At 53.9% G+C, this 24,984-nt stretch carries 22 protein-coding genes; 3 read left to right on the forward strand and 19 right to left on the reverse strand.

The features are described from left to right. Window positions 1-211 precede the first annotated feature (211 nt). Window positions 212-493, forward strand: coding sequence for a pyrimidine/purine nucleoside phosphorylase (locus tag MHN01_RS01950; protein ID WP_239409799.1), 282 nt, complete (start codon window positions 212-214; stop codon window positions 491-493). A gap of 58 nt (window positions 494-551) precedes the next feature. Here MHN01_RS01950 and MHN01_RS01955 read toward each other — a convergent pair whose 3' ends face one another. From MHN01_RS01955 to MHN01_RS02010, 12 genes are all read right to left on the reverse strand, one after another. Continuing rightward, window positions 552-1,061, reverse strand: a complete 510-nt coding sequence (locus MHN01_RS01955) for a fasciclin domain-containing protein (RefSeq protein ID WP_239409800.1) — start codon at window positions 1,059-1,061, stop codon at window positions 552-554. Window positions 1,062-1,206: 145 nt separating this feature from the next. Next, window positions 1,207-1,503: a DNA-binding transcriptional regulator Fis gene (gene fis, locus MHN01_RS01960; RefSeq protein ID WP_005372656.1), complete on the reverse strand. Its 297-nt coding sequence runs from the start codon at window positions 1,501-1,503 to the stop codon at window positions 1,207-1,209. Window positions 1,504-1,525: 22 nt separating this feature from the next. After that, a complete protein-coding gene (dusB, locus tag MHN01_RS01965; RefSeq protein ID WP_239409801.1) occupies window positions 1,526-2,491 on the reverse strand; it encodes a tRNA dihydrouridine synthase DusB in 966 nt (321 codons plus the stop codon). A gap of 163 nt (window positions 2,492-2,654) precedes the next feature. Continuing rightward, on the reverse strand, window positions 2,655-3,539 hold the full coding sequence (gene prmA / locus MHN01_RS01970) for a 50S ribosomal protein L11 methyltransferase (RefSeq protein WP_239409802.1): 885 nt from the start codon (window positions 3,537-3,539) through the stop codon (window positions 2,655-2,657). A gap of 165 nt (window positions 3,540-3,704) precedes the next feature. After that, the gene (gene panF, locus MHN01_RS01975) at window positions 3,705-5,165 is read right to left on the reverse strand and encodes a sodium/pantothenate symporter (RefSeq protein ID WP_239409803.1); all 1,461 of its coding nucleotides are present in this window, start codon (window positions 5,163-5,165) and stop codon (window positions 3,705-3,707) included. Next, window positions 5,158-5,439: a YhdT family protein gene (locus tag MHN01_RS01980; protein ID WP_075768218.1), complete on the reverse strand. Its 282-nt coding sequence runs from the start codon at window positions 5,437-5,439 to the stop codon at window positions 5,158-5,160. Before MHN01_RS01980 ends, panF begins: the two co-directional genes overlap by 8 nt. Window positions 5,440-5,639: 200 nt before the next feature. Next, window positions 5,640-6,983 (reverse strand): acetyl-CoA carboxylase biotin carboxylase subunit, encoded by a 1,344-nt coding sequence (gene accC / locus MHN01_RS01985; protein WP_239409804.1) that lies wholly within the window; start codon window positions 6,981-6,983, stop codon window positions 5,640-5,642. Window positions 6,984-6,995: 12 nt separating this feature from the next. Further along, complete coding sequence (gene accB / locus MHN01_RS01990; protein ID WP_239409805.1) at window positions 6,996-7,463, reverse strand: acetyl-CoA carboxylase biotin carboxyl carrier protein; 468 nt, start codon at window positions 7,461-7,463, stop codon at window positions 6,996-6,998. A 25-nt stretch (window positions 7,464-7,488) separates the two neighbouring features. Further along, complete coding sequence (gene aroQ, locus MHN01_RS01995) at window positions 7,489-7,941, reverse strand: type II 3-dehydroquinate dehydratase (RefSeq protein WP_239409806.1); 453 nt, start codon at window positions 7,939-7,941, stop codon at window positions 7,489-7,491. A 449-nt stretch (window positions 7,942-8,390) separates the two neighbouring features. Beyond that, a complete protein-coding gene (gene acs, locus MHN01_RS02000) occupies window positions 8,391-10,340 on the reverse strand; it encodes an acetate--CoA ligase (protein WP_239409807.1) in 1,950 nt (649 codons plus the stop codon). Between the two features lie 199 nt (window positions 10,341-10,539). Beyond that, the gene (locus MHN01_RS02005; protein WP_239409808.1) at window positions 10,540-11,163 is read right to left on the reverse strand and encodes a 3'-5' exonuclease; all 624 of its coding nucleotides are present in this window, start codon (window positions 11,161-11,163) and stop codon (window positions 10,540-10,542) included. A 66-nt stretch (window positions 11,164-11,229) separates the two neighbouring features. Then, window positions 11,230-13,032: a putative nucleotidyltransferase substrate binding domain-containing protein gene (locus MHN01_RS02010; RefSeq protein ID WP_239409809.1), complete on the reverse strand. Its 1,803-nt coding sequence runs from the start codon at window positions 13,030-13,032 to the stop codon at window positions 11,230-11,232. A 213-nt stretch (window positions 13,033-13,245) separates the two neighbouring features. Between MHN01_RS02010 and MHN01_RS02015 the strand changes: the two genes are divergently transcribed. Further along, the gene (locus MHN01_RS02015) at window positions 13,246-14,409 is read left to right on the forward strand and encodes a 3-phenylpropionate MFS transporter (protein ID WP_239409810.1); all 1,164 of its coding nucleotides are present in this window, start codon (window positions 13,246-13,248) and stop codon (window positions 14,407-14,409) included. Window positions 14,410-14,533: 124 nt separating this feature from the next. Beyond that, complete coding sequence (locus MHN01_RS02020) at window positions 14,534-17,983, forward strand: PAS domain-containing hybrid sensor histidine kinase/response regulator (RefSeq protein ID WP_239409811.1); 3,450 nt, start codon at window positions 14,534-14,536, stop codon at window positions 17,981-17,983. A gap of 82 nt (window positions 17,984-18,065) precedes the next feature. Here the strand turns inward: MHN01_RS02020 and MHN01_RS02025 are convergent, their stop codons facing one another. The 7 genes from MHN01_RS02025 to MHN01_RS02055 are packed head-to-tail and all read right to left on the reverse strand — an operon-like array spanning window position 18,066 to window position 24,353. Beyond that, complete coding sequence (locus MHN01_RS02025; protein ID WP_239409812.1) at window positions 18,066-20,168, reverse strand: flagellar biosynthesis protein FlhA; 2,103 nt, start codon at window positions 20,166-20,168, stop codon at window positions 18,066-18,068. Between the two features lie 16 nt (window positions 20,169-20,184). Continuing rightward, window positions 20,185-21,312 (reverse strand): flagellar biosynthesis protein FlhB, encoded by a 1,128-nt coding sequence (gene flhB / locus MHN01_RS02030; protein ID WP_239409813.1) that lies wholly within the window; start codon window positions 21,310-21,312, stop codon window positions 20,185-20,187. Continuing rightward, the gene (gene fliR, locus MHN01_RS02035; protein ID WP_239409814.1) at window positions 21,312-22,088 is read right to left on the reverse strand and encodes a flagellar biosynthetic protein FliR; all 777 of its coding nucleotides are present in this window, start codon (window positions 22,086-22,088) and stop codon (window positions 21,312-21,314) included. Before fliR ends, flhB begins: the two co-directional genes overlap by 1 nt. A gap of 3 nt (window positions 22,089-22,091) precedes the next feature. Next, window positions 22,092-22,361 carry a flagellar biosynthetic protein FliQ gene (locus tag MHN01_RS02040; RefSeq protein ID WP_160656228.1) on the reverse strand — a complete coding sequence of 90 codons (270 nt, stop codon included), beginning with the start codon at window positions 22,359-22,361 and terminating at the stop codon, window positions 22,092-22,094. Between the two features lie 2 nt (window positions 22,362-22,363). Further along, the gene (gene fliP, locus MHN01_RS02045) at window positions 22,364-23,092 is read right to left on the reverse strand and encodes a flagellar type III secretion system pore protein FliP (protein WP_239409815.1); all 729 of its coding nucleotides are present in this window, start codon (window positions 23,090-23,092) and stop codon (window positions 22,364-22,366) included. After that, entirely contained in the window at window positions 23,092-23,448 is a 357-nt protein-coding gene (gene fliN / locus MHN01_RS02050; protein ID WP_239409816.1) for a flagellar motor switch protein FliN, read from the reverse strand. The genes fliP and fliN overlap by 1 nt, the downstream gene beginning before the upstream one ends. A gap of 11 nt (window positions 23,449-23,459) precedes the next feature. Beyond that, window positions 23,460-24,353, reverse strand: coding sequence for a flagellar motor switch protein FliM (locus tag MHN01_RS02055; protein ID WP_160656237.1), 894 nt, complete (start codon window positions 24,351-24,353; stop codon window positions 23,460-23,462). Window positions 24,354-24,984: the final 631 nt, after the last annotated feature.

Here is a 24,984-nt window from a genome sequence, read left to right on the forward strand (position 1 = left end):
AGAACAGTCTGTCGCAGGGTTTTGTATTAGGGATATACCCTGTGGCATGCTCGGTCATTGCTCTCTTGCGGGAGCGCAGGAGGAAGGTAGTCAAACCTGATTCAGGTACTCACTGGTGCAAAGAGGAGCGACCTATCCAGTTGCCATAGTTGGGAAAGCGGTCAAACTGTGATAGCTTCGAACTATCACGTAGTTATTGATAGGGAATGTCATGTTAAATGTAAATGAATACTTTGATGGTCAGGTCAAGTCGATTGGCTTTGAAACCCAGGGCGAGCATACCAGCGTTGGGGTAATGGTACCGGGTGAATATACTTTCGGGACGGCTGCGCCGGAGCGCATGACAGTGGTCAAAGGTGCGCTAACAGTGAAGCTGCCGGGGCATATCGAGTGGGAAACCTATAATGCCGGTGACGATTTCGAGGTACCGGGTGATTCCTCCTTCCAGGTCAAAGTCACGGATACGACGGCCTACCTGTGCGACTACTTATAAGTCGTTATATCTGTTATTGAGATAAAAAAGCTTCGCCTCGGCGAAGCTTTTTGATGGACTATTCTTTCGGGATCAGCACAGTGTCGATAATGTGGATAATGCCGTTGCTGGCTTCTATTCCTCCGGCAATGACCTTAGCCCCATTGACTGTCACGCTATCCTCGCCATTCTCGATGGTTACCGTTCCCCCCTGCAGAGTTTTGGGGAGTTTCAGCATGCCGACTTCCTTGGAGGAAATGGCACCGGGCAGGACATGATATTTGAGCAGGGCCTGAAGCTGTTCTTTGTTTTCAGGCTTGAGCAGCTCGGCCAGCGCCCCTTCCGGCAATTTATTGAAGGCATCGTCAGTCGGTGCCAGCATGGTAAACGGTCCTTTCCCTTCCAGCGTGCCGCTCAGACCCGATGCCCGTATTGCCATCACCAGGGTTTGAAAGTCACTGTTGGTGGCAGCAACCTCGACCAGGTTGATCTTTGGTTTCTCGTGATGAGTGGCAACGGCCAAGCCTGATAGGGTGAGTAGGAATAAAGCACTCAGTGAGTAGGAAAGAAAGCGTTGTACTGTCTTCATTGGTTAACCCTCGTCTTATTGCTTTGTTGTTATCAGAGCTTATACGTACAAAGAGGGAGTATGGTTCAAAGAGGGAGGCGTGTTGTCTTAAAAACAGAAAAGGCCTGACATAATGCCAGGCCTTTGGTAACAGGGTGAACCTAAATTAGTTCATGCCGTATTTTTTCAGCTTCTTGCGAAGTGTACCGCGGTTGATACCCATCATAGTTGCTGCGCGAGTCTGGTTACCGCGGGTGTACTGCATGATGGTGTCTAGTAGCGGCTGTTCAACTTCAGCAAGTACTAGCTCGTACAGATCATCGACTTCCTGACCGTTTAACTGAGCAAGGTAGTTTTTAAGCGACGCTTTGACAGAGTCACGTAGTGGCTTCTGTGTGATTTGGTCCTGTGAAGTTACAGTTGTCACTGTTAATGCTTCGGAAGTCAGATTTTGTTCGAACATATTCTGTAAGCTCTTCTAGTATTTATGCAACGTTTTCGAAGTAGCCTTGCAGCGCATCGAGTTGCTGTTGGGCATCTTCGATAGCGTTGAAGGTCCGGCGAAAATCACCAGCAGGTGCATGCTCTTTCAGGTACCAAGACACGTGTTTACGTGCGATGCGTAACCCCAGATATTCCCCGTAGAAACGGTGAAGCTCCTGAACATGGCCCAGCATAATGCCACCCACTTCATCCATGGACGGAGCAGGCAGGTGTTCGCCAGTTGTTAAGTAATGGTGGATTTCCTGGAAAATCCACGGCCTTCCCTGTGCAGGCCGGCCAATCATCAAAGCATCGGCACCGGTATAATCCAGTACATAGCGCGCCTTTTCCGGAGAGTCGATATCACCGTTAGCGATCACCGGGATAGACACCGCCTTTTTCGCTGCTTTGATGTAGTCGTATTCTGCCTCGCCTTTGTACATGCAAGCCTTGGTGCGGCCGTGAAGGGCCAGCGCCTGAATGCCACACTGCTCGGCAAGCTGTGCGATAGAGACACAGTTACGGTTATCAAGATCCCAGCCTGTACGCGTTTTCAGCGTAACAGGAACGTCAACGGCATCCACCACGGTCCGAAGAATCTCTTCGATCAGCTCGGGATATTGCAGCAGTGCCGAACCGGCAAGCCGCTTGTTGACCTTTTTGGCCGGACAGCCCATGTTGATATCGATGATTTGCGCACCGTTCTCAACACTGAATTGTGCCGCTTCAGCCATTAGCTTCGGATCGGCACCGGCAATCTGAACCGAGCGGATGCCCGATTCGCCTTCGTGAACCATCCGGTTCTGGGACTTAGACGTTTTCCATAGATCTGGATTTGAAGACATCATCTCGCTTACAGCCATTCCTGCCCCGTAGCGCAGGCATAGTTCACGAAATGGCCGATCGGTCACACCCGCCATTGGCGCGACTATCAGCTGGTTTTTAAGTTGATATGGACCGATCTTCAAACGTCTGTTCCTGACTGTGCCAGTAAGGGCGCGCATTTTACGCATTTTTTCCCTTTCTGAAAAGGCCAATAATTGAGCATTTAGTTTTTGATTTGCAAAACTGCATGTTTTTCAATCGATTGGCTATTTCTTGCACAATAAATTTGTCTTAAATATTTGGTGATTAGGCCTTGCGGCCCGCAATTCGGCACCATTCTTCCCGGGCTGTGATCGGGTCCAGGTTTAGCTCGTCGCTATAGTAGGAAGCAACGTCTTCTGCCTGGCTTTCCAGCACACCGGAGATGGCAAGATCGCCGCCAGTCTTGACCAGGCTTTTGATCACAGGCGAAAGCTCGCGTAGCGGACCGGCAAGAATGTTGGCAACGACGACATCAGCCTGAATATTGTCTGGCTGATCTTTTGGCAGGTACAGCTCAAGCTGGTCGGAAACGCCATTGCGCTCAGCGTTGTCACGCGAGGCGAGTATAGCCTGCGGGTCAATATCGATACCGATCACTTTGGCCGCACCTAGCTTGATGGCTGCAATGGCCAAGATACCCGAGCCACAGCCGAAGTCGATAACGGTTTTGCCAGTGAGATCCTGACCGTCGAGCCACTCCAGACACAGGGAGGTGGTTGGGTGGGTACCGGTACCAAAGGCTAGGCCCGGATCCAGCAATACATTCACCGCATCCGGCTCCGGGGCTTCACGCCAGCTCGGGCAAATCCACAGGCGACGGCCGAAACGCATTGGGTGGAAGTTTTCCATCCACTCACGTTCCCAGTCCTTGTCTTCCAGTTGCTCAACTTTGTAGGCGAAGTCTTCGGCAATCAGTGGGCTGTTTTTCAGCATGCTGAGCACGAAATCCATGTCAGCTTCGGCATCATACAAACCGATCACATCGGTATCACCCCAGAGGCGGGTTTCACCGGGTAGCGGCTCGAATACCGGTGTGTCTTGCGCATCGAGGAATGTCACGGACAGGGCGCCAGTTTCTTCCATCAGCATATCGCCAATAGCTTCAGCATTCTCAGCTGTTGCGTTCAGTTTAATTTGAATCCAAGGCATGGGTTAATTCGCTTCAATGTTTGGCTACGGTTCAAGGACGCGGAGTCTAGCATAAAATTTAGTCAGCCCGCATCTACTTCGTCGGTCTGAGGCTTCGTGTCCGGTGAGTTTGGTCAGGGAAAAGATAGCACCAAATGGTGCTATCTTGCGGGTAAAACATAAGGTTTAGAGCTGATGTTGCGGGCTAGGTGCCGAAACGGGTTTGGCCAGACTGCCGAGTACAAAGGTCACCAGGCTAAGGAGTAATGTCGGGACGATAGCGTGCATCCCCCCCAGATCCGGCTTGACCAGCGATAGACCGATGTAGCAGCCAAGGCCGGTTACCATAGAGGCGAACGCCCCGGTGGCAGAGGCTTTTTTCCAGTACAGCCCGAGAACCAGTGGCCACAGGAACACGGCCTGCATACCGCCGAAGGCGAGCAAGTTGAGCCAGATAATCATGTCTGGCGGGTTGGTGGCGGCGACAAAGACCAAGGCCGAGAAAATACCGGTTACCCATAGCGACAGTTTAGGCAGGCGGGATTCGGCTTCCGGCCCCTCAGCGGCTTTGGGGTTGATGTAGTTGAGGTACAGGTCCTTGAACAGCGTTGCCGAGGCCTGGATCAGCTGCGAGTCGATGGTCGACATAATCGCGGCCATCGGGCCGGCCAGAAAGATCCCGGCGACGACAGGGGGCAGTACGGTTACCATCAGCGTCGGCATGATCTGATCCGGGCTGGCAATATCGGGCACGATGGCACGGCCAAGCGCGCCGGCCAGGTGCATGCCCAGCATCAGGAAGGCAACCATGGCGGTACTGATCACCATTCCCTTGTGTAGCGAGCGGCTGTCTTTATACGACATACAGCGTATCGCCGCATGTGGCAGGCCGATCACCCCGAAACAGACCAGAACCCAGAAGCTGAGCATGAAGGGTTGGGAGAGAAAGTTGTCCGGGCCGAACGGTGTGACCAGCGCGGGGTCGATATGATGCAATTCGGTCACCAGTTCGCCGACACTGCCCCCGGCGTGCACAATGCCGGCTAGCAGGGCGATGGTACCGATAATCATCATGACGCCCTGAACGGTGTCAGTCATCACCACGGCACGAAAGCCGCCGATAGTGGTATACAGACCGACCGTGACGGCAAACAGCATCAGGCCGTGGGAATAAGACAGTCCGGTGACGGTTTGCAGCAGGCGGGCACCGCCGACAAACTGCACTACCATGGTGCCAAAGAAGGCCAGCAATAGGGCCAACGAGGCAAAGATAACAACGGCCCGGTTCTTGTAGCGGGCGTAGAGGATGTCGTTGAGGGTCAGGGCGTTGTAGCGGCGGGCCTCGATAGCAAACTTCTTGCCGAGTACCCCCAGTGTGAGCCACGCGGCAGGGAGCTGGATCATGGCCAGCAAGACCCAGCCCAGCCCCATTTTGTAGGCGGCACCCGGGCCACCGATAAAGGAGCTGGCGCTAGCATAGGTGGCCGCCAGTGTCATGGCCAGGACAAAACCGCCCATACTGCGGTTGCCGACCAGATACTCATTGAGGAAGCCCTTGCCGCGCTGGTGGTGTCGGCGGGTAAACAGGGCCAGGCCGAATACGGCTGCCAAATAGACGATAAGCGGAATTAGTAGCTGACTATTCATCCGGGGTGTCCTTGTCAAAATCCAGAGACATATCCCGGTAGACGTACTTCACCATCAGGCCACATAGCAGGGTAAAGATCACCGGACCGATAATGCAGGCCAGCAGGAACCAGAGCGGAAAGCCCCAATATAGCTGCGGTAAGGTCTCGTGCACGTTGCTTGGTGCGAACGCGTAGGCCGAGCAGTACCACCAGAGGAAGTAGGCCAGGGCGAGGCCGATTGCCCATTTGGCTTCCTTATGGGCCTGGCGGTAGCGAGCAGAGAGCGTCTTCATGCCGAAGTCTCCAGTCAATCAGCAACACTACTCAGAGAAGAGGTTGATAATACTGAGAGTGCGCATTGTTCATACAAATAAAGGTGGGGTATTGTGGCAAAACTCAGGGGTTAGTGCTAGAAACAAACCACATCAAATTGGCTATAACAGAACGAAAAAAGGCTGCCTGTCTGGCAGCCTTTGTATCATACAGTCAGTAATTACTGCAGACCGAGCTTCTTCTCGAGATAGTGGATATTGGCACCACCATGCTGGAAGTTTTCATCTGCCATAATTTCTTGCTGCAGAGGAATGTTGGTCTTGATACCGTCGATGATTGCTTCACCCAGCGCGTTGCGCATGCGCGAGATCGCCACGTCACGGTTTTCGCCGAAGGCAATCAGCTTGCCAATCATTGAATCGTAGTGTGGTGGTACCGAGTAGCCGGTGTAGATGTGAGATTCCCAACGGATCCCCATACCGCCCGGTGCGTGGAAACGCTCAATCTTACCCGGACAAGGCAGGAAACGCTCTGGATCTTCGGCGTTGATACGACATTCAACCGCATGGCCACGAACCTGGATGTCACTCTGGCTGAACGACAGCGGCTGACCGGCAGCAATACGCAGCTGCTCTTTGATCAGGTCGACACCGGTAACCATCTCGGTCACTGGGTGCTCTACCTGGATACGGGTGTTCATTTCAATGAAATAGAACTCGCCGTTCTCGTACAGGAACTCGAAGGTACCCGCGCCGCGGTAGTCGATTTCGATACATGCACGCGTACAGCGCTCACCGATGTACTTACGCATCTCTTCGGTGATACCCGGTGCCGGCGCTTCTTCCACTACTTTCTGGTGGCGACGCTGCATAGAACAGTCACGCTCGCCCAGGTGGATAGCATTGCCCTGACCGTCTGCCAGAACCTGAACCTCGATGTGGCGAGGGTTTTCCAGGTACTTCTCCATGTATACCATGTCATTGCCGAAACACGCTTTGGCTTCGGCACGGGTCATGGCGATCGCTTCAGACAGCTCGGCCTCGGTGCGAACAACACGCATACCACGACCGCCGCCGCCACCGGATGCCTTGATGATCACCGGGTAGCCGATGCGCTTGGCAAACGACTTGTTCTTGATCTCATCATCATCCAGCGGACCATCAGAACCCGGAACACAAGGTACACCGGCTTTCTTCATGGCGTTGATTGCTGATACCTTGTCACCCATCATGCGGATGGTTTCTGCTTTTGGGCCAACGAAGATAAAGCCAGAACGTTCAACCTGCTCGGCAAAATCAGCATTTTCGGACAGGAAGCCGTAACCCGGGTGGATAGCCACCGCGCCTGTAATTTCCGCCGCACTGATAATGCGCGGAATGTTCAGGTAGCTGTCGGTACCTCTAGCCGGGCCGATACAAACTGATTCGTCAGCCAGAAGTACGTGTTTAAGATCGCGGTCAGCCGTTGAGTGAACCGCTACGGTTTTGATCCCTAGCTCTTTACACGCACGCAATATACGTAGCGCAATTTCGCCTCGGTTGGCGATAACTAATTTATCTAACATAGGGCGCCCCGGTTACTCGATGATAACTAGTGGCTGGTCGAACTCGATTGCATCGCCGTCTTCAGCAAGAATAGCAACCACAGTACCCGCCTTGTCAGCTTCGATTTGGTTCATCATCTTCATTGCTTCAACGATACATAGCGTATCGCCAACATTGACGCTCTGGCCGACTTCAACAAATGCTTTTGCTTCAGGGCTTGGGGCACGGTAGAAAGTACCTACCATTGGAGAAAGAACCTGGTGGCCAGCAGGGGCTGCTGGTGCTGCCGGTGCTTCAGCGGCTGCAGGTGCGGCTGCTGGTGCAGGAGCAGCAACAGGCGCTGCTGGAGCTGCAGCAACAACTTGAGCTGGCGCGGCAACAGTGGCTACTGTTGAATTACGGCTGATGCGTACAGACTCTTCGCCTTCAGAAATCTCAAGCTCCGAGATACCAGACTCTTCTACCAGTTCGATTAGCTTTTTGATCTTACGAATATCCATTTATCTTTCTCTTTATGTTGTTCATTTAGCTTTCTGAATGCAGGCGTCGTACAGCTGCATTCAGGGCGAATTCATATCCGTCCGGGCCTAGACCACAAATCACCCCGACTGCCTTATCGGACAGGTAGGAGTGATGGCGGAACGGCTCTCGGGCATGGACGTTAGACAGATGCACTTCAATAAACGGGATCTGGACCCCGAGCAGGGCATCGCGGATCGCTACGCTGGTGTGCGTGAAAGCGGCCGGATTGATAATGATAAAGTCCACCTTGCCGTGGGCACTGTGGATAGCATCAATCAACTCATGCTCGGCGTTAGATTGAATGTGGTCTAGCTCTACGCCCAGTTCGGTTGCTTTGGCAGTTAAACTCGAAACGATTTGAGCCAGTGTTTGCTGGCCGTAGTGGCCGGGCTCTCTGAGACCTAATAAGTTCAGGTTAGGTCCATTGATAAGTAAAATTCGTTGAACGGTCGACATCTTGACGTTATATCACTTGTTTTTTGAGGTTTTACTCTAACAACGTGCAGGTAACTGCAACCTTGCTTCCCGTGTGTCTCAATTCTGCTGCCAAAACATGCTTGGTGAGCAATTATAGTGAATTCAACGCAAATCGCAGCAAAATACTGGTCTAATCACCACAATTTTATGTGGACACGTGTACGCTGTATTCTGGAGATTGTTGAATTAGACGGCAGTTTATTCGCAGAGTTCAGCCCTGTGCATCCAAGTTGTGGCGTAGCCCACGCTTTTCGTTGTGGACTTGTTTCATTTATCACATTCCTGAATACCAATGTGGAGAGTGATAGAGGCTGGGTGCCGGGTAGTGTAGCCTGCTTGCAGACAGAAGTGCGCGATCTGACTGGAAATTTTGACATTTAACAAGAAAACCGCCCGAAGGCGGCTTTGATCGTGTGGCCGAGAAAAGGCTAAAGGACTTTTTGCTTCTCGGCGATAAGTTTGTCGACCACGCTCGGATCGGCCAGGGTCGAAGTATCTCCCAGGGTACCGGTGTCGCCAGTGGCGATCTTGCGCAGAATACGTCGCATGATCTTACCGGAGCGGGTCTTCGGCAGGGCATCGGTCCAGTGGAGGAAGTCCGGTGTGGCAATCGGGCCGATCTCCTTGCGTACCCACTCCTTCACTTCCTTGTGCAGTTCGGCGCTGGGTACCTCGCCGTTGTTGAGGGTGATATAGGCATAAATGGCCTGTCCCTTGATGTCATGCGGAACACCGACGATGGCAGCTTCGGCAATCTTGTCGAAGGCAACCAGGGCCGATTCAATTTCCGCGGTGCCCATACGGTGGCCGGAAATATTCAGTACGTCATCGACACGTCCGGTGATCCAGTAGTAACCGTCTTCGTCGCGACGGGCACCGTCACCGGTGAAGTACATCCCCTGGAAGGTCGAGAAGTAGGTTTGCTCGAAACGGTCATGATCGCCCCACAGGGTGCGCATCTGGCCCGGCCACGAGTCAATCATCACCAGGTTACCCTCGGTTGCTCCCTCAAGGATATTACCCATGTTATCAACAATAGCAGGCTGGACACCGAAGAAAGGTCGGGTTGCAGAGCCAGGTTTCAGCTCGGTGGCGCCAGGTAGTGGGGTAATGAGGATCCCGCCGGTCTCGGTTTGCCACCAGGTATCGACAATCGGACAGCGGCTGTCACCGATGGTGCGGTGATACCATTCCCATGCTTCCGGGTTGATCGGCTCACCGACCGATCCCATGATACGCAGCGATGAACGGTGGGTGCCTTCAATCGCCTGGTCACCTTTGGCCATCAGGGCACGGATTGCCGTCGGGGCGGTATAGAGGATGTTGACGTTGTGCTTGTCGACCACTTCGCTCATTCGGCTGGTGGACGGATAGTTCGGCACGCCTTCAAATAGCAGGGTGGTTGCGCCGTTGGCCAGCGGGCCATAAACCAAATAGCTATGACCAGTGATCCAGCCGACATCAGCCGTACACCAGTAAACATCGCCTTCCTGGTAGTCGAAGACATACTTGAAGGTCATTGTCGCATAGACCAGATAGCCACCGGTGGTATGCAGCACGCCTTTCGGTTTGCCGGTTGAGCCTGAGGTATAAAGGATGAACAATGGATCTTCAGCATTCATTTCTTCCGGTTCGCAGTGTGCAGAGGCAACGGCTGTCGCATCGTGCCACCAGACATCGCGGGTGTCATTCCATTCGACTTCACCACCGGTACGCTTGAGTACCAGTACTTTTTCAACAGTGGTCACGTCGTCATTGGCCAGCGCGTCATCGACATTTTTCTTCAGCGGGACGGCACGGCCGCCACGGACACCCTCGTCAGCCGTCACGACGACCTTGGCGTTGGAATCAATAATACGCCCGGCCAGTGCCTCCGGCGAGAAACCGCCAAAGACGATAGTGTGGACGGCCCCGATACGGGTACAGGCCAACATGGCAATAGCGGCTTCGGCTACCATCGGCATGTAGAGGCAGACAACGTCGCCTTTGCGTACGCCCTGGCTTTTCAGTGCATTGGCAAATTTGCAGACTTCCTCGTATAGCTCGTTGTAGGTCAAGGTGGCATCGTCAGACGGGTCGTCACCTTCCCAGATAATCGCGGCCTGGTCACCGCGGGTAGCCAAGTGGCGGTCGAGACAGTTGGCGGACACGTTCAGGGTACCGTCTTCAAACCATTTAACGCTGACATGGCCGGTGTCAAAGGAGGTGTTCTTGACCTGGGTAAAAGGCTTAATCCAGTCAACAATCTGGCCGTGCTCGCGCCAGAAGCCTGCCGGGTTGATCACCGACTGTTGATACATCTCGCGGTATTGCTCGTCAGTCACGTGGGCGTTAGCAGCAATATCCTTGTGTACTGGATATATATGAACCTCACTCATTCTATTCTCCTTGTGTTCCGTCAATGTCCGTACCGGACCGGATAATTCTTGTTGTGTAATACTAACTTCCGACAGATCGCAGCTAGCCACAATTAGACTTTAGGATGAGAGTTGGGAATTTATTGTGGCAAGGTATAAGTTACATAACGTTTGCATTAAAAACCTTGCACCGCGCAAGGTGTTGGAGGGAGTTCTGGGATCAGGCGGAACGCAGGGTCGGGATGTCGCCATGCTTGAGCCGGACATAAATCAGGGCGGCAGTAATGGCATCTTGCAATGCATCGTGGCGGTCCGAGACTGGCAGATCCAGGTGACGACTTATGGCTTCTAGGCTGAGGTCGTAATAGGCATTGGGCAGCAGCCGTTCAAGCCTTTCATGGTAGAGGTGGCTGACCTCTACCATTTTGTTGGGCAGGGAAAAATCGAACAGGCGTTGATAGTAGCGATCGAGGATCGTTTTATCATAGCGGATATGGTAGCCGACCAGCGGCCGGTTGCCGATGAATTCCAGTAACTCGGTAAGTGCCTGGCGCTCATCAAGTCCTTCCTGAAGGTCCTGGTGACGGATCCTGTGGATGGCGATTGAGTCGGCATCAAGACTGACCGGCGCACGCAGGGTCAGGTGAATCGACTGGCTGGTGAGGATCCGGTTGGCCTTGATTCGGGTGGCGGCAATGGTGACCAGCTCGGCACTGTGGGGATCCAGGCTGGTGGTCTCGCAGTCCAGCGAGACCAGCTCATCGCCCTGATAGTTCTCGAACAGCGCCTGATAGGGACTGGCCTTGAGTTTATGTTGGTACCACCAGCGTCGTAAAATATTCATAGCGTGTATCGAGTGCCACGGCGTTAGTTTCTAGGTCATAGATTCTAGCTTCTGGGCGCTCGCTCCTTAATCTCTGATCTGATAGTGATAGCCCAGCCACTCTTTGAATTTCTTGACTACGTGAAGGCTGTGGCGAAGCAGGTCGCGCTCGGCGCGACTGAGATAGCTGATATTAAGATGTTGCTGCAAGCCGTTGGCCTGATGATCGAGCTGCTGTCTGAGGCGGAGCTTGATAAATAGCTTTAGCGCCTCGCTCAGGTTCGAGGCGGTGGAGGGCTCCAGTACCTTGCGCTGTTCCAGCTGGTGCAGGCGCTGGAAGGTATTGTTATCCTCGATGTTGTGTTCCAGTGCCAGGGCCCGGATACCGTGGACAATCGGGAAGACACCGCCACGTTTGATATCCAGTCCTTCCTTGCCGGCCTTCAGTTTTCCAAATAGCGTTAACGGAACGCTGAACTTCAGTGCCGGACGGGTAAAGGTCGCCAGTAGCAGTTCCTGATCGGCCAGTTGCTGGTGGAGGTGGGTTTGCAGGGGCTCGAGCAGGGCACGGTTGCCGGCAACGGCATGACTGTCGGCCAGAATGGCCAGATCCATCATGGTGGTTTCGGTACCGGCCTTGGCAAACTCGCTGATAGTATGTAACCACTCACTTTGGTGTTTGACCCACTTGAGATTGTTGACCATCACCTTGCCGGGGCATAACGGGTAGCCTAGCTGGTGCAGGGTATGGGTTAGTTGTTCCATCACCTGCGGGCACTCCGGCCAGTCGACGCCGTCCTGAATGATCAGCGCATTATCTTGATCGGTTTTCAACACTTGCTCACCACGACCTTCCGATCCCATCACCATAAAGCAGCATCGTTCGTGCATATGCTCGGGCACCACCAGCTTGAACGCTTTCTCGATGATTTGCTCGTTCACCGTAGCGATAAGCTCCATTACAAACAGGGTATGGATCCCGTTGTTAAACAAGGTTTCGACCAGCCGGTGCTGGCTGCCGGCTGCCATGGCCAGCTCCTCGATGGTTTCTGCCCGGGCAATACGCAGGGTCAGAACATGTGAGTGGGTCGAAAACAGGCTGAGCACCTGGGTCAGATCCAGCATACCGGCTACCTGGCTGCCATCGAGCACCTGGACTCGCTTTACCTTGTTGCGGGTCATGGCCAGCATGGCATTAAACAGGAAGTCGCCCTTGTTGACGCTGATAACCGGTGTCGTGGCTATCTGGCTGACCGGTGTGTCGGCAGGTAGCTTGTCCAGCATCACGGCATGAAGAAGGTTGGTGCGGGTCACGATGCCGTATTGCGGCAGGGTATTGAGTTCGACCAGGGCCGCATCCATCCCCTTGCTGCGCATTTGCTCTGTTACTGATTTGAGGTTGGTGTCGTACGGCACAATCAGGCAGGGCTGAATGTTGTCGTCACTGACCTTGGTGAGGATGAATTCGGCCAGGTTCTGCTGCTTCTGGGCTTCTTCGAGCAACTGCTGGCGACGGGCCAGATTGCCGTCGAAGTAGGCGGCAAACTGATCGCTGGAGCGGTAAAACTCGACAAAGATATCTCTGGGAAGCAGGTAGCACAAGGTGTCTTCCAGCGCAGTATAGCGATGGCGGCTGCGGTGCTCGAGTTGCGAGCGGACATCAAACATATCGTCGGCGGTATAGTGGGCGAAGATCTCCTTGCCGTCTGCCGAGGTTTCTTCCACGCTGCCTTTGATGATGATATAGAGCTGGGAGCAGGACTCCTCGGCATCAATAATGATATCGCCGCCCCGGTAATAGGCGACATCCAGCGCCTCTGTCAGCACGTGTTGCTGCTCATTGCTGAGGCGGTCAAAGGGGGGCAGTGAGGTATCAAACTTATCAGGCATGGCAACCATCCGGCTATTTGGGTGCAGCGCACTCAGGAAAATGGGTTTGGCATTGATGCAATCAGTGTCGCCCAGGATAGGTGATGGCTCCAGACGACTTTAGTCTAGAGTGGGAAAAGGGGAAGTAAAATTGTCTGATAATTTCATTGGGAGACGGTAGCGAATTCGGCATAATGGCCACCGTTATTCTTCTCTCTGCATATAGGTCTTAGCATGTTTCGTAGTAGCCCTTATGGATGGACCTCGCAATACCTGCTTGGTTTTTTCTTTAATTATGGCGTGTACCTTCCTTTCTGGGCGTTGTGGCTTGCACACTTGGGGGTGAGCGCCTCGAATATCGGCCTGTTGCTGGGGCTGGGCTTTGGGGTGCGCTGTCTGGCGAACCTGGTGATCACCCCGCGGATCCATAAGGCAGAGCATCTGATCCCGGCACTGCGCTGGCTGGCGCTGGCGGCCTTGATAAGCTGTGTCGTATATATCTATTGTGGTGGTAGTTTGTGGGCGCTTACTATAGTTACAGTTATCTATAATATGCTGGTTGGCCCTATTGTGCCGCTGTCTGATGCACTCGCCAATCACTATGCCAAAGACGGCCATTTAGACTATGGTCGTACCCGGTTATGGGGCTCCATCGCCTTTATTGCCGGTTCAACCGTGGTGGGATTGTTGGCGGCTGAATATAACCCTGACGTGATCCCCTGGGTGGCAGCGGCAGGCTTGGTAGCGGCACTGGTGCTATCAATGCGCCAGCCGACAGTGTTGCCTGCCTCGGAAGAAGGCCATGACCAGGCCCGTCCTGCCCTGATGGCCCTGATGCGGGATAGCCAGGTTGTCCGTTTTCTCGGTGCGGTTGCCCTGCTGCAGGGAAGTCATGCGGCCTATTACAGTTTTAGCGCGATTTACTGGAAAGAGGCCGGTTACAGCGAAGCGGTGATTGGTTATCTCTGGAGCTTCAGCGTGGTTGCCGAAGTGGCTGTCTTTGCATTGAGCAAGCGTATTTTTGCCGGTTGGAGTATCTCGGCCATGTTCCGCCTGGCTGCATTGGGCGTCATGGTACGCTGGGGGTTGACGGCGAGTATGACCGAGCTGCCGGTACTGGTGATGGCGCAGGCCTTGCACGGGGTGACTTTTGCGGCCTGCCACCTGGCGACAATTCGCTATATCCAGCAGGCTCAGAGTAACCAAATGGTGGTATTGCAGGCGCTGTATAACGCTCTGCCTATGGGCGCCTTTATGGCCATGATGACGGCCTTAAGTGGTTGGTTATACGGGATTTGGGGTGCAGATCTGTTCTGGTTGATGGCCGTGATGGGGGCACCGGTGTTGCTGATGAAAATTGAATCCCAGCCACGGCAACGTTATGTCACCAACAGCTAGTGGAAAGTGATTGATTTTGGCCGGAAAAAACACGTTTAGGCCAAAGCTGTGATCGTCTTGATTGAGTCAATGGGTGTGAATTCGTTACCATGGGCTTACATCTTTTTTACAATCAGGACGTATCATGGCACAAGGATGGATTGTCGTGCCGGTCTCGCTGGCATATCTCGGACTGCTCTTTCTTATCGCCTGGTATGGTGATAAAAGGCCGCAATGGCTGGCAGGCTGGCGGGCATGGATTTATAGCCTTTCAATTGCGGTCTACTGTACCTCTTGGACCTTCTATGGCACGGTCGGCCAGGCCAGCCAGGATATCTGGTCATTTTTGCCTATCTACCTTGCGCCGATTGTAGTGTTCACTATTGGCTGGCGTATTCTCGCGCGGTTGATCTTAATCGCCAAGCGCGAGCATATCACCTCTATTGCTGACTTTATCGCCGCCCGCTACGGCAAGTCGCAGGGCCTGGCCGTCCTGGTGACTATCATTGCGGTGGTCGGGATTTTGCCGTATATCGCCTTGCAACTGCGTGGTATTACCATGGGGCTGGAGCAAATTGCGCCTGATCTGGGCCAGCAGAGCGGGGTTGATGATGCCGATATTGCCTGGATGGTAACGCTGGCACTGGCGGTGTTTACCGTTCTGTTTGGTACCCGGCACATCGATACCACCGAGCACCACCGCGGGATGATGATGGCTGTGGCATTCGAGTCGATCGTCAAGCTGGTGGCCTTTCTGGTGGTGGGGATCTTTGCGGCGGGGCTAATGTTTGAGCTGCCTGACCTGCAGGCCGTAAAACAGGAATATCTGCAGCCGAGTTCGCCAAATGTCGGTAGCCTGCTGATCCATACGATTCTCACTATGGCGGCGATTATCTGTCTGCCGCGCCAGTTCCATACCATTGTGGTGGAGAATAGCCGGGCGCAGGACCTGCATATGGCCCGTTGGATTTTTCCGATTTACCTGCTGCTAATGGGATTGTTTGTCGTGCCGCTGGCGTTGGCCGGTCAGGCGCTGTTGCCGCATATCTCAGCTGATACCTATGTCATTAATCTGCCGTTGCAGCAAGGCGCAGAGAGCATTGCCCTGCTGGCATTTTTGGGCGGGACGTCCGCGGCAACAGGTATGGTGATTGTCTCGACCATTGCTCTTGCCATCATGGTGTCCAACGACCTGGTTCTTCCGTTGCTGCTGCGGCGATTGCGGGTATCCGGCCGTAACTTCAATGCCTTCTCCGGCATGTTGCTCAATATTCGGCGTGCGCTGATCCTGTTGCTGTTAATGGCTGCCTGGGGCTTCCACCAGGTACTGGATGAGATTCAGTCGTTGTCCGGGATAGGGTTGTTGGCTTTTGCGGCTATTGCGCAGTTTGCTCCGGCCCTGCTGGGGGGAATTTACTGGCGTGAAGGCAACCGTAAAGGGGTGTATGCGGGGTTGCTGGGAGGCTCGGCGGTATGGGTGATCACTATGATGGGCCAGACCAATATGCTGGCCGGCGATGCCGAAACCAATTTGCTGCTATGGCTGCTTACTCCGCCGCAATGGCCGATATTGCACCAGCTGTCGGCAGTCGATTGGGGGATGCTGCTAAGTGTCGTGGTGAACATTACCTTGTATTTCACGATATCGATGCTGACCCGAACATCGCTGACCGAGCGCATGCAAGCTGCGACTTTTGTCGGGGCGCCGTTACCTGAATCGGATAATGGCAGCCTGTACCAGGCCCGGGTGACTGTGGCTGAACTTGAAATGCTGGCTGCCCGTTTTGTCGGACGCAAGCGGGTGCGCAATGCCTTTCGGCAGTTTGCCGATCAGCATCAGGCCGATTTACTGCCCCAGCAGCAGGCAACGGCCCCGCTGATCCGTCATACCGAACGGGTACTGGCCGGGGTTTTTGGGGCATCTTCGGCGCGCTTGGTACTGACCTCGGCACTTCAGGGGCGCAATATGAAGCTGGAAGAAGTGGCCACCATCGTTGATGAGGCCTCCGAGTTGTTCGACTTCAGCCGTGGTTTGCTGCAGGGAGCGATTGAGCATATTAGCCAGGGAATAACGGTGGTGGACAAGCAGTTAAGGTTGGTGGCCTGGAACCAGCGCTATCTGGAAATGTTTACCTTTCCGCCGGGACTGATCCAGGTCGGGCGTCCCATTGCGGATGTGATCCGCCACAACGCCCAACTGGGGCTGTGCGGCCCCGGCGACCCGGAAATACATGTTGCCAAACGTGTCGAACACCTCAAACGGGGCACCGCCCATACCTCATCCCGCATCCGGCCGGACGGTCTGGTTATCGAGGTGCAAGGCAATCCTATGCCCGGTGGCGGGTTTGTGATGAGCTTTACCGATATCACCGCGTTCCGGCAAGCGGAGCTGGCGTTGAAAGAGGCTAATGAGAATCTAGAGGAACGGGTGAGGCTGCGTACCCAGGAACTGGAACAGCTAAACCGTCAGTTGGTTTCTGCTACTCAGCAGGCTGAACAGCAGGCCCACTCGAAAGGGCGTTTTTTGGCCGCGGTCAGCCACGACCTTATGCAGCCGCTGAATGCCGCACGGTTGTTTTCGTCGTCACTGACAGAGGTGGCCAAAGAAGAGGAAACCACCAAGCTTGCCCACCATATCGAGAGTGCGCTGGGAGCGGCTGAGGACTTAATTGGTGATCTGCTGGATGTCTCCCGGCTGGAAGCGGGCAAGTTGCAGGTCAATGTGCATCCGTTTCCGGTCAGTGATGTGTTCAGTACGCTCAGTGCAGAGTTTGGTGCCCTGGCGCAGCAGCAGGGGATCCGGTTTGAGGTGGTCAGCAGCAATGCGGTGATTGTATCTGATCCCAAGTTGCTGCGCCGGGCGTTGCAGAACTTTCTGACCAATGCCTTCCGCTATAACCCGAACGGCAAGGTGGTGTTGGGGGCGCGCAGGAAGCAAGGGCAATTGACGATCGAAGTTTGGGACAACGGTCCGGGGATCCCGGAAGAGAAGCAGGCCCATATTTTTGATGAATTTACCCGTATCGAGCGAAGCGGAGTCGACCATGGCCTCGGCCTCGGTCTGGCGATTGCGCGCGGGATCAGCCGGGTCCTGGACCATCAGCTGTCATTGCGATCCTGGCCCGGCCAGGGAACGGTCTTCGGGCTCGATGTCCGCCGTGGTGAGCTTGCTCACCGGGCGGAAAAGGCGGCACCTGTCGAGGAGAAAGCCGCGCCACTGGCGGGGATCAAAGTACTTTGTGTCGACAATGAACCGGACATTCTGCTGGGGATGGAAACCTTGCTAGCCCGCTGGGGATGCGATGTACGACTGGCCGAGACCGTGGCAGGTGCCATGCAGCAGATTGATGATGACTGGCAGCCAGACTTCGTATTGAGCGACTATCACCTGGCCAACGAGCAGACGGGCTTGCAGGTGCTGCAGCAGTGCAGCCTGCGACTGGGCAAAACTTTCCGTGGCGCGGTTATCAGTGCCGACCGGACGGCAGAAACCCAGCAGGTGATCCGCGGCCATGGTTTCAGTTTCATTAGCAAGCCGGTGAAACCGTTGAAGTTGCGGGCGCTATTAAACCAGCATGTACGGGAATTAGGTTAATGGGGATTTGAAGGGGGCACGCCAGCTGGTGCTGGCGTGTTTCTTGTCTCTGAATAACGAGCCATCGGCCGGGGCAAATGGGCTAGCCCATATTGCCAACCACCGACACGTTTTTGTCATCCGGTATTTCATTGAAAGACAACACATGCAGGCCACGGGCGCATACCCGGGCATAGCGTGCAAGCAGCGGACGTAATTGCGGCAGGACCAGCAGAATAGGGCTATGGCCGTGAAGCCGCATATTATCCAGGACTTCAGGCAGGCTGCGTTGGAGCTTTTCGATGACTGTCGGCTCCAGGGCAAAGCCGTCAAGCTGAACGTGTCCGCCTGACTGTGCCTGACTGAGCGCGCCCAGCAGGATGTTTTCCAGCTCGCCAGACAGGGTGACCGCCGGAACATCGGCGCGCATGCCGATCAGGCTGCCGAGTACCACCCGGCGCAAGACGCAGCGGACATCGGCAGCCAGCAGGATCGGGTCTTGCGACAGTTCTGCCGATTCGACCAGCGAGTTGGCAATCGTCACGATATCGGCCAGCGAAACGCCGTCGATTGTCAGCTGGCGGAACACCCTCAGTAGCTGCTGCGGGTTGAGTTTCTGCTGCAAGTCATCAGCCAGCTTGCTGTTCAGGCTGGCCAGCCGCTCTATGACTCCCGAGATTTCCTCTGGGCTCAGAATATCGTCGATGTGATCGTTGATCACCTTGCTGACATGGGTCGAGATAATGGTGGCGTGGTCGACAACGGTATAGCCGAGATTGACGGCCTTGTCTTTTTCGGCCGGGACAATCCACAGCGCTTCCATGCCGTAGGCCGGATCCTTGGTGATGATGCCGTCGACATTGCCGTAAACCTGCCCCGGATTAATCGCTAGCAGACGGTCGGCCTCAAGCTCGGCCTCGACGATAGTCGCGCCCCGGACGGCAATCTTGTATTGGCTCGCCTCAAGCGCCAGGTCATCTTTGACATGGATTTGCGGGATCACAAATCCGCGCTGTTCGGTCAGGGTCTTGCGGATCCCTATCAGTCTGCTGAGCAGCTCGGCGCCCTGGCGGCGGTCGATTAGGTTGACCAGCCGGAAACCAACATTCAGGCTCAGTGCATGAACCAGAGGAATATCTCCGGCAGCCAGCTCCTTGTTCTCAGGCTGGTCATGCTGTTCGACAATCTCCTCGGCCCGGGCCAGGTCCTCGTCATTGACTTCTGTGCTGTCAATATTGCGCATCCGCCACCCGGCAAGGCCGATCACAGCGGCAAAACACAGGAAGGCCAGATGCGGCATGCCTGGGATCAGGCCGAGTACCAGCATAATGCCGGACACAACAAACATAATGACCGGTGACGCCAGCATCTGCTTGCCGATTTGCTTTGACAGGTCGTTGCTGTCGGCAACACGGGTCACAATAATCGCTGCGGCCGTCGCCAGCAGCAGCGACGGGATCTGGGCAACCAGACCGTCACCGATGGTTAGCAGGGCATAGGTTTCAAAGGCTTCGGAAAACGACAGGCCGTACTGGAATACCCCGATACTGATCCCGCCGATGATGTTGATGAACAGGATCAGCATCCCGGCAACGGCATCACCACGGACAAACTTCGAGGCACCGTCCATCGAGCCGTAGAAGTCGGCTTCCTGGGCCACATCCTCGCGGCGGCGCTTAGCCTGGTTATGATCGATAATGCCGGCATTCAAATCGGCATCGATGGCCATCTGCTTACCCGGCATGGCATCAAGGGTAAAGCGGGCACTTACTTCGGAGATACGCTCGCCACCTTTGGTGACAACCACGAAGTTAATGATCATCAGGATCACGAACACCACCATACCGACCACGTAGTTTCCGCCGATCACCACATCACCAAATGCCTGAATGACCTTACCAGCCGATTCGCCCCCTTCGTGGCCGTTGAGCAGTACCACCCGGGTCGAGGCGACATTCAGCATCAGGCGGAGCAGGGTTGCCACCAGCAGGATGCTCGGGAACACCGAGAAATCGAGCGGCCGCTTGCTGTAGACACTGACCAGCATTACCAGCAGCGCCAGAACGATGTTGAAGGTAAACAGCATATCCAGCACGAACGGCGGGATAGGCAGGATCACCATCGCCAGTATCGTCATCAGGAGCAGCGGGATCCCTAATTGCCCTTTGGTTAGTAGCTGTATTAACGGGGTGAGTTTTTGTTTCATTTCAGCTCAGATCCGGTTAGCGACGCAATTCCTTGGGAATTGTGACTTGTGGGAATTCAGGTTTATGGGACTGGCGTCCCTGTTTGTATTGCTCCATCTGGAACACAAAGGTCAGCACATGGGCAACGGCAACGTACAACGGGGCAGGGATTTCCTGCCATTCGTTGGTTGAGTAATAAACGGCTCGTGTAAGGGCCGGTATTTCGACAATCGGGCGTTCGTGCTGGCGCGCGACCTGCTGCATCTGCAGGGCTACCTGATCAACGCCTTTGGCGAGGACAAAGGGAGCACCAGCCTTGTCCAGATCGTATTTCAGGGCGATGGCGTAGTGGGTCGGGTTGGTGATCACCACGTCGGCCTGCGGGACGGTTTTCATCATCTGGCGCTGGGACATCTGACGCTGCAGTTGGCGGATTTTCGCCTTGACCTCAGGTTTACCCTCGCTGTTCTTGTGTTCTTCCTTAACCTCTTGCTTGGTCATCTTGAGCTGTTTAGTGTACTCCCAGCCTGCATATGGCATCTCAAGAACAGCAATCAGCAAAAGGGCGAGGCCAAAGCTGAACAGGCCCTGCCACAGTAAGTCGACGGTTTGCAGAATAGCTTCGGTGAGCGGCAGGCGTTGGAGCATGGCTATCTGGGTCAGGTTGTTGCTCAGCATCAGGTACAGGGTGGCACTGATCAAGGTGACTTTAAGAATACTTTTGATCAGCTCGGCCAGCGACTTGGTTGAGAACATCCGCTTGATCCCCGATATCGGGTTGAGCTTGGATAGCTTTGGTTGGGCAGCCTTGCCCGAGACGTTCCAGCCACCTCGAACGATATTGGCAAGTATGGTGATAAGCACCAACAGCCCGAGCATCGGCGCGATGGCCAGCAGCATGGACTTTAAGCTGATACCGAGATGCTTGAGCATGTATTCGGTCTCGAAGGCGGCACTTTTCGGCAGCTTCATATTCAGGGTGGTGATCACCTGAAACATTTCAGCCAGCGCGCCCGAGAAGGCATTGAGCAGCAGGGCGGCCCCGAGTGTCATCAGTGCAGTTACCAGCTCTTTGGAGCGCGGAAGGTTACCTTCCTCCCTGGCTTTTCGCAGTTTCTGTTCACTGGGCTGTTCCGTTTTGTCCTGGCTGCTGTTGTCACTCATTAGCGACTGGCCTCCAGATCAGCCATCATCTGCAGTGTTTCGCTGCAAAGACGGGTAAAGTTCTCCGGAATACCGGACGTGGTGATAAGCAGGCACATCATGCCGAGCAGCATGGTCATCGGGAAACCCAGTGCAAAAACGTTGAGCTGCGGTGCGGCGCGGTTCATCATGCCGAAGGCACCGTTCACCAGTAGCATCGCGCATACCGCGGGTAGCGCCAGCAAGAAGGCGGCGGCAATCATCCAGCCCAGCCGCATGATCACGCTATACAGCGCATCCTGGCTCGGCATTTCGCCCACCGGCCAGACGTTAAAGCTTTGCACCACCACATCAAGGGCGACCAAATGGCCGTCAAGGGCGAGAAACAGCAGCAGGGTGTAGAACTGGTAATACTTACCGAGGGTAGGAATACTGACGCCGTTTACCGGATCGTTGCTCATGGCCATACCGAGGCCCATTTGCATCGACAGGATTTGCCCCATGGTGGTGAATACCGCAAACAGCAGCTCGAGCATCAATCCCATGATGCCGCCGATCACCACTTGCTGGGCACCGAACAGCAGGGCATCGAGCGAGAAGGGATCGATACTGGGCATTGACGGCATCAGCGGTGCCGCCAGCATACTGAGCATCAGCGCCAGCCCGATCCGGATTTGGGTCGGGATTGCCGTGCCGCCAAAAATCGGCATCACCAGCATCGCAGCGCTGAGGCGAAAAAAAGGCCACCAGATCTGTCCTAGCCAGGCGGTCAGCTGGGCTGCTGAGATATCGAGCATGGGTTAGCCGATCAGGTGCGGAATATCGAGGAACAGACGATTGAACAAATCCCCCAGGGTCCGTAGCAGCCAGGGGCCGGCAAAGCCCAGCATGGCAAACGTCATCAGCAGGCGAGGCAAAAAGCTCAGTGTCTGTTCGTTAATCTGGGTCGCAGCCTGAAAGATACTCACGACCAGCCCGACCAGCAGGCTGGGGACAATCATGACACAGACCATACTGACGATGATCAGCAGCGCTTCACCAAAAAACGAGGCGATAAATTCAGTACCCATATCTATCCAAAGCTCGCACTGAGTGTGCCGACGGTCATCGACCAGCCGTCGACCATTACGAAAACCATTAATTTGAACGGCAGAGAAATAATCAGCGGCGACAGCATCATCATACCCATCGCCATCAGTACGCTGGCCACCACGATATCGATGATCAGAAACGGGATGAACAGCATGAAGCCGATTTGGAAAGCGGTTTTCAGCTCACTGAGAATGAAGGCGGGCATCACAATCAGGAAATCCAGCTCGTCCATATTCTGCGGTGTCGGTTCATTGGCAATGCGCAGAATCTGCTCGAGATCGGTCTCGCGGGTCTGCTGCAACATAAACTGGCGCAGGGGCTTTTCTGCGGTGCTGAAGGCATCGACCATGGTCAGCTCGTCGCTCTGGAAGGGAACAACGGCATTATCGTAGATGTCATAGAGTACCGGGCGCATGATAAACAGAGACAGTGTCAGGGCGATACCGACCAGCACCCGGTTCGGCGGGCTTTGCTGAAGCCCCATCGCCTGGCGCAAAATGCCCAGTACGATGATGATCCGGGTAAAGCTGGTTACCATCAACAGCATGGCTGGCAGAAAAGCCAGTGCTGTCATTAACAGGAAGATTTGCAGCTTGACGCTGTATTCTTCCGGGCCGTCCGGGCCGTTGATAGTCAGCAGCGACAGATCCTGTGCCAGCGACGGAAAGCTAAGTAGCAGGAGTGCCAGCAGTAGCCCGAACTTACGCATTATTTGGTTAGCCCTTTCAGCATGTCGTTGTCGTCGACAATATTGACCAGACGCAGGCCGTATTTGTTGTTGACGATCACCACTTCTGCGTGGCCTAGCAAGGTACCGTTGACTTTGACATCCATGGCCTCGCCGCTGAGCTTGTCCAGCTCGATGACGGTGCCGAGCGAAACATTCATCAAATCGCCCACCATCAGTTCGGTACTGGCGACTTCAAGCGTCAGGTTGACCGGGATATTGCGGATAAACGACATATCCTTGGCGGCTGAAGCTGTGCCGGGCATCGGATCCTGGCCCAGGCTACCCAAGTCCAGTTCATCAAGGTCAATATTCAGGTCATTGGTTTGTTCAGACATGATCGTTCCTGTTACTGTTTAATAACATCTTGAACTTGAAGTACAAGACTGGCGTTGTTTTCTGCTATTCGGGCGGTAAATAGCGGCGTTTTGCCCGCTCGGACCGTCACTTCGCCCGGGAGCTCGACAGGGATAACATCGCCCTGTTTCAGATCCATAACATCGCCCAGAGACAGGCGACGTTCGCACAGGGTGGTCATCAGACGCATCGGTGCCTGACATAGCTTGGCCTGAATGCGAGCCTGGAGCTCGGGGTCGGTTTCCACATCCGTCGGCTTGCACTGCTGCTCCCGGAGAAAATCCAGGCCGGCAAAAGGCAGGGCAATGTCAAACCAGCCCTGGTGGCCGCAGACATCAATGGTAAAGCGGCACACCTGATAGAGCTGGTTGTTTTGAATTGGATTGCCGAGACGCAGCGTGTTTTTCTCGGTCAGCTGGCTGTTCCAGCTGGTTATGCTGTGCCAGCCGTTGGCAAACTGTTCCAGTGCCAGGTTGAAAAAACGTTCAACCAGGCGTAACTCGGTATCACTCATGTCACTGTGGCGTCTGACATTGTTGCCGCTACCGCCAAAAAACAGATCGACCATAAAAAATAGCAGATCCCCGTCGATAGAGACGGCACCGTGCAAATCGTGCGGGCTTACGGTGAACTCGCGATAAAGGCTGGGTTTTTGCAGTTGCTGTAAGTAGTCCTGCAGTTTCAGCGTGTCTTGTTGTTCAAAGCGAAATTCAACAGGGTGGCGCAACAGGTGGTGAAATGACTGGCGAGCTGAACGTTCGAACTGTTTGCAGACATTATCAATGATGGCTTGTAAGGCGCCGATGCGGTGCTCAGGACTTGCGAGATCAAAAGCACGAACTTCAACCTGATCAAGTTCTGAGATTATTTTGCTCTTTTTCGTCATAACCTTAGGCAACCGATGGGTTTTCGTTAAACGTAACTGTACGTTGAATATGCTTAATTAAGTAATAAAGCGCCAATTGAATATAAAAACAATGCTGACATTTATCTTCATAAATAATAAACACTGTTTCTTTTTCTTGTTGATTTAATTTTAAATCAACATTTAACCTTTAGTCGCATTTTAATTAAACAATGTTTACTAGAATGCTGGAATCAGGGTCACAACAATTAATATTAATGGTTATACTCGGTTATTAAATCTTATTAACAAGAGAGTAAATAGCATTCTTGTTGTGTATTATTTAAACAGTCATTTAGAGCGCAGTTCTGATAATAGTATTTTATTGCTCTCAATCGTGTTGTTTTTAATCAATAATTTGTATTTACCCGTCCTGTTATTGACTATGATGTTAATTAACAAGCCAATTTCAATCGCGGGAGACTACCGTTTGAGCAATAGGTTTGTCAAACGAATATAACAGTTATCAGCTATGTCAAAAAAACATCACCTTATTTTTCCATGGGTTCATTATATTGACAGTTGACATATTATTCTTAATGTTTTCTTATTCACCTAAAAAATATTTAAAGTAATTGCTCTTAAGCGCCTAGGTGATTATCAATTAGTGGCA

This window comes from Photobacterium sp. OFAV2-7, assembly GCF_022347985.1.
Lineage (GTDB): Bacteria > Pseudomonadota > Gammaproteobacteria > Enterobacterales > Vibrionaceae > Photobacterium.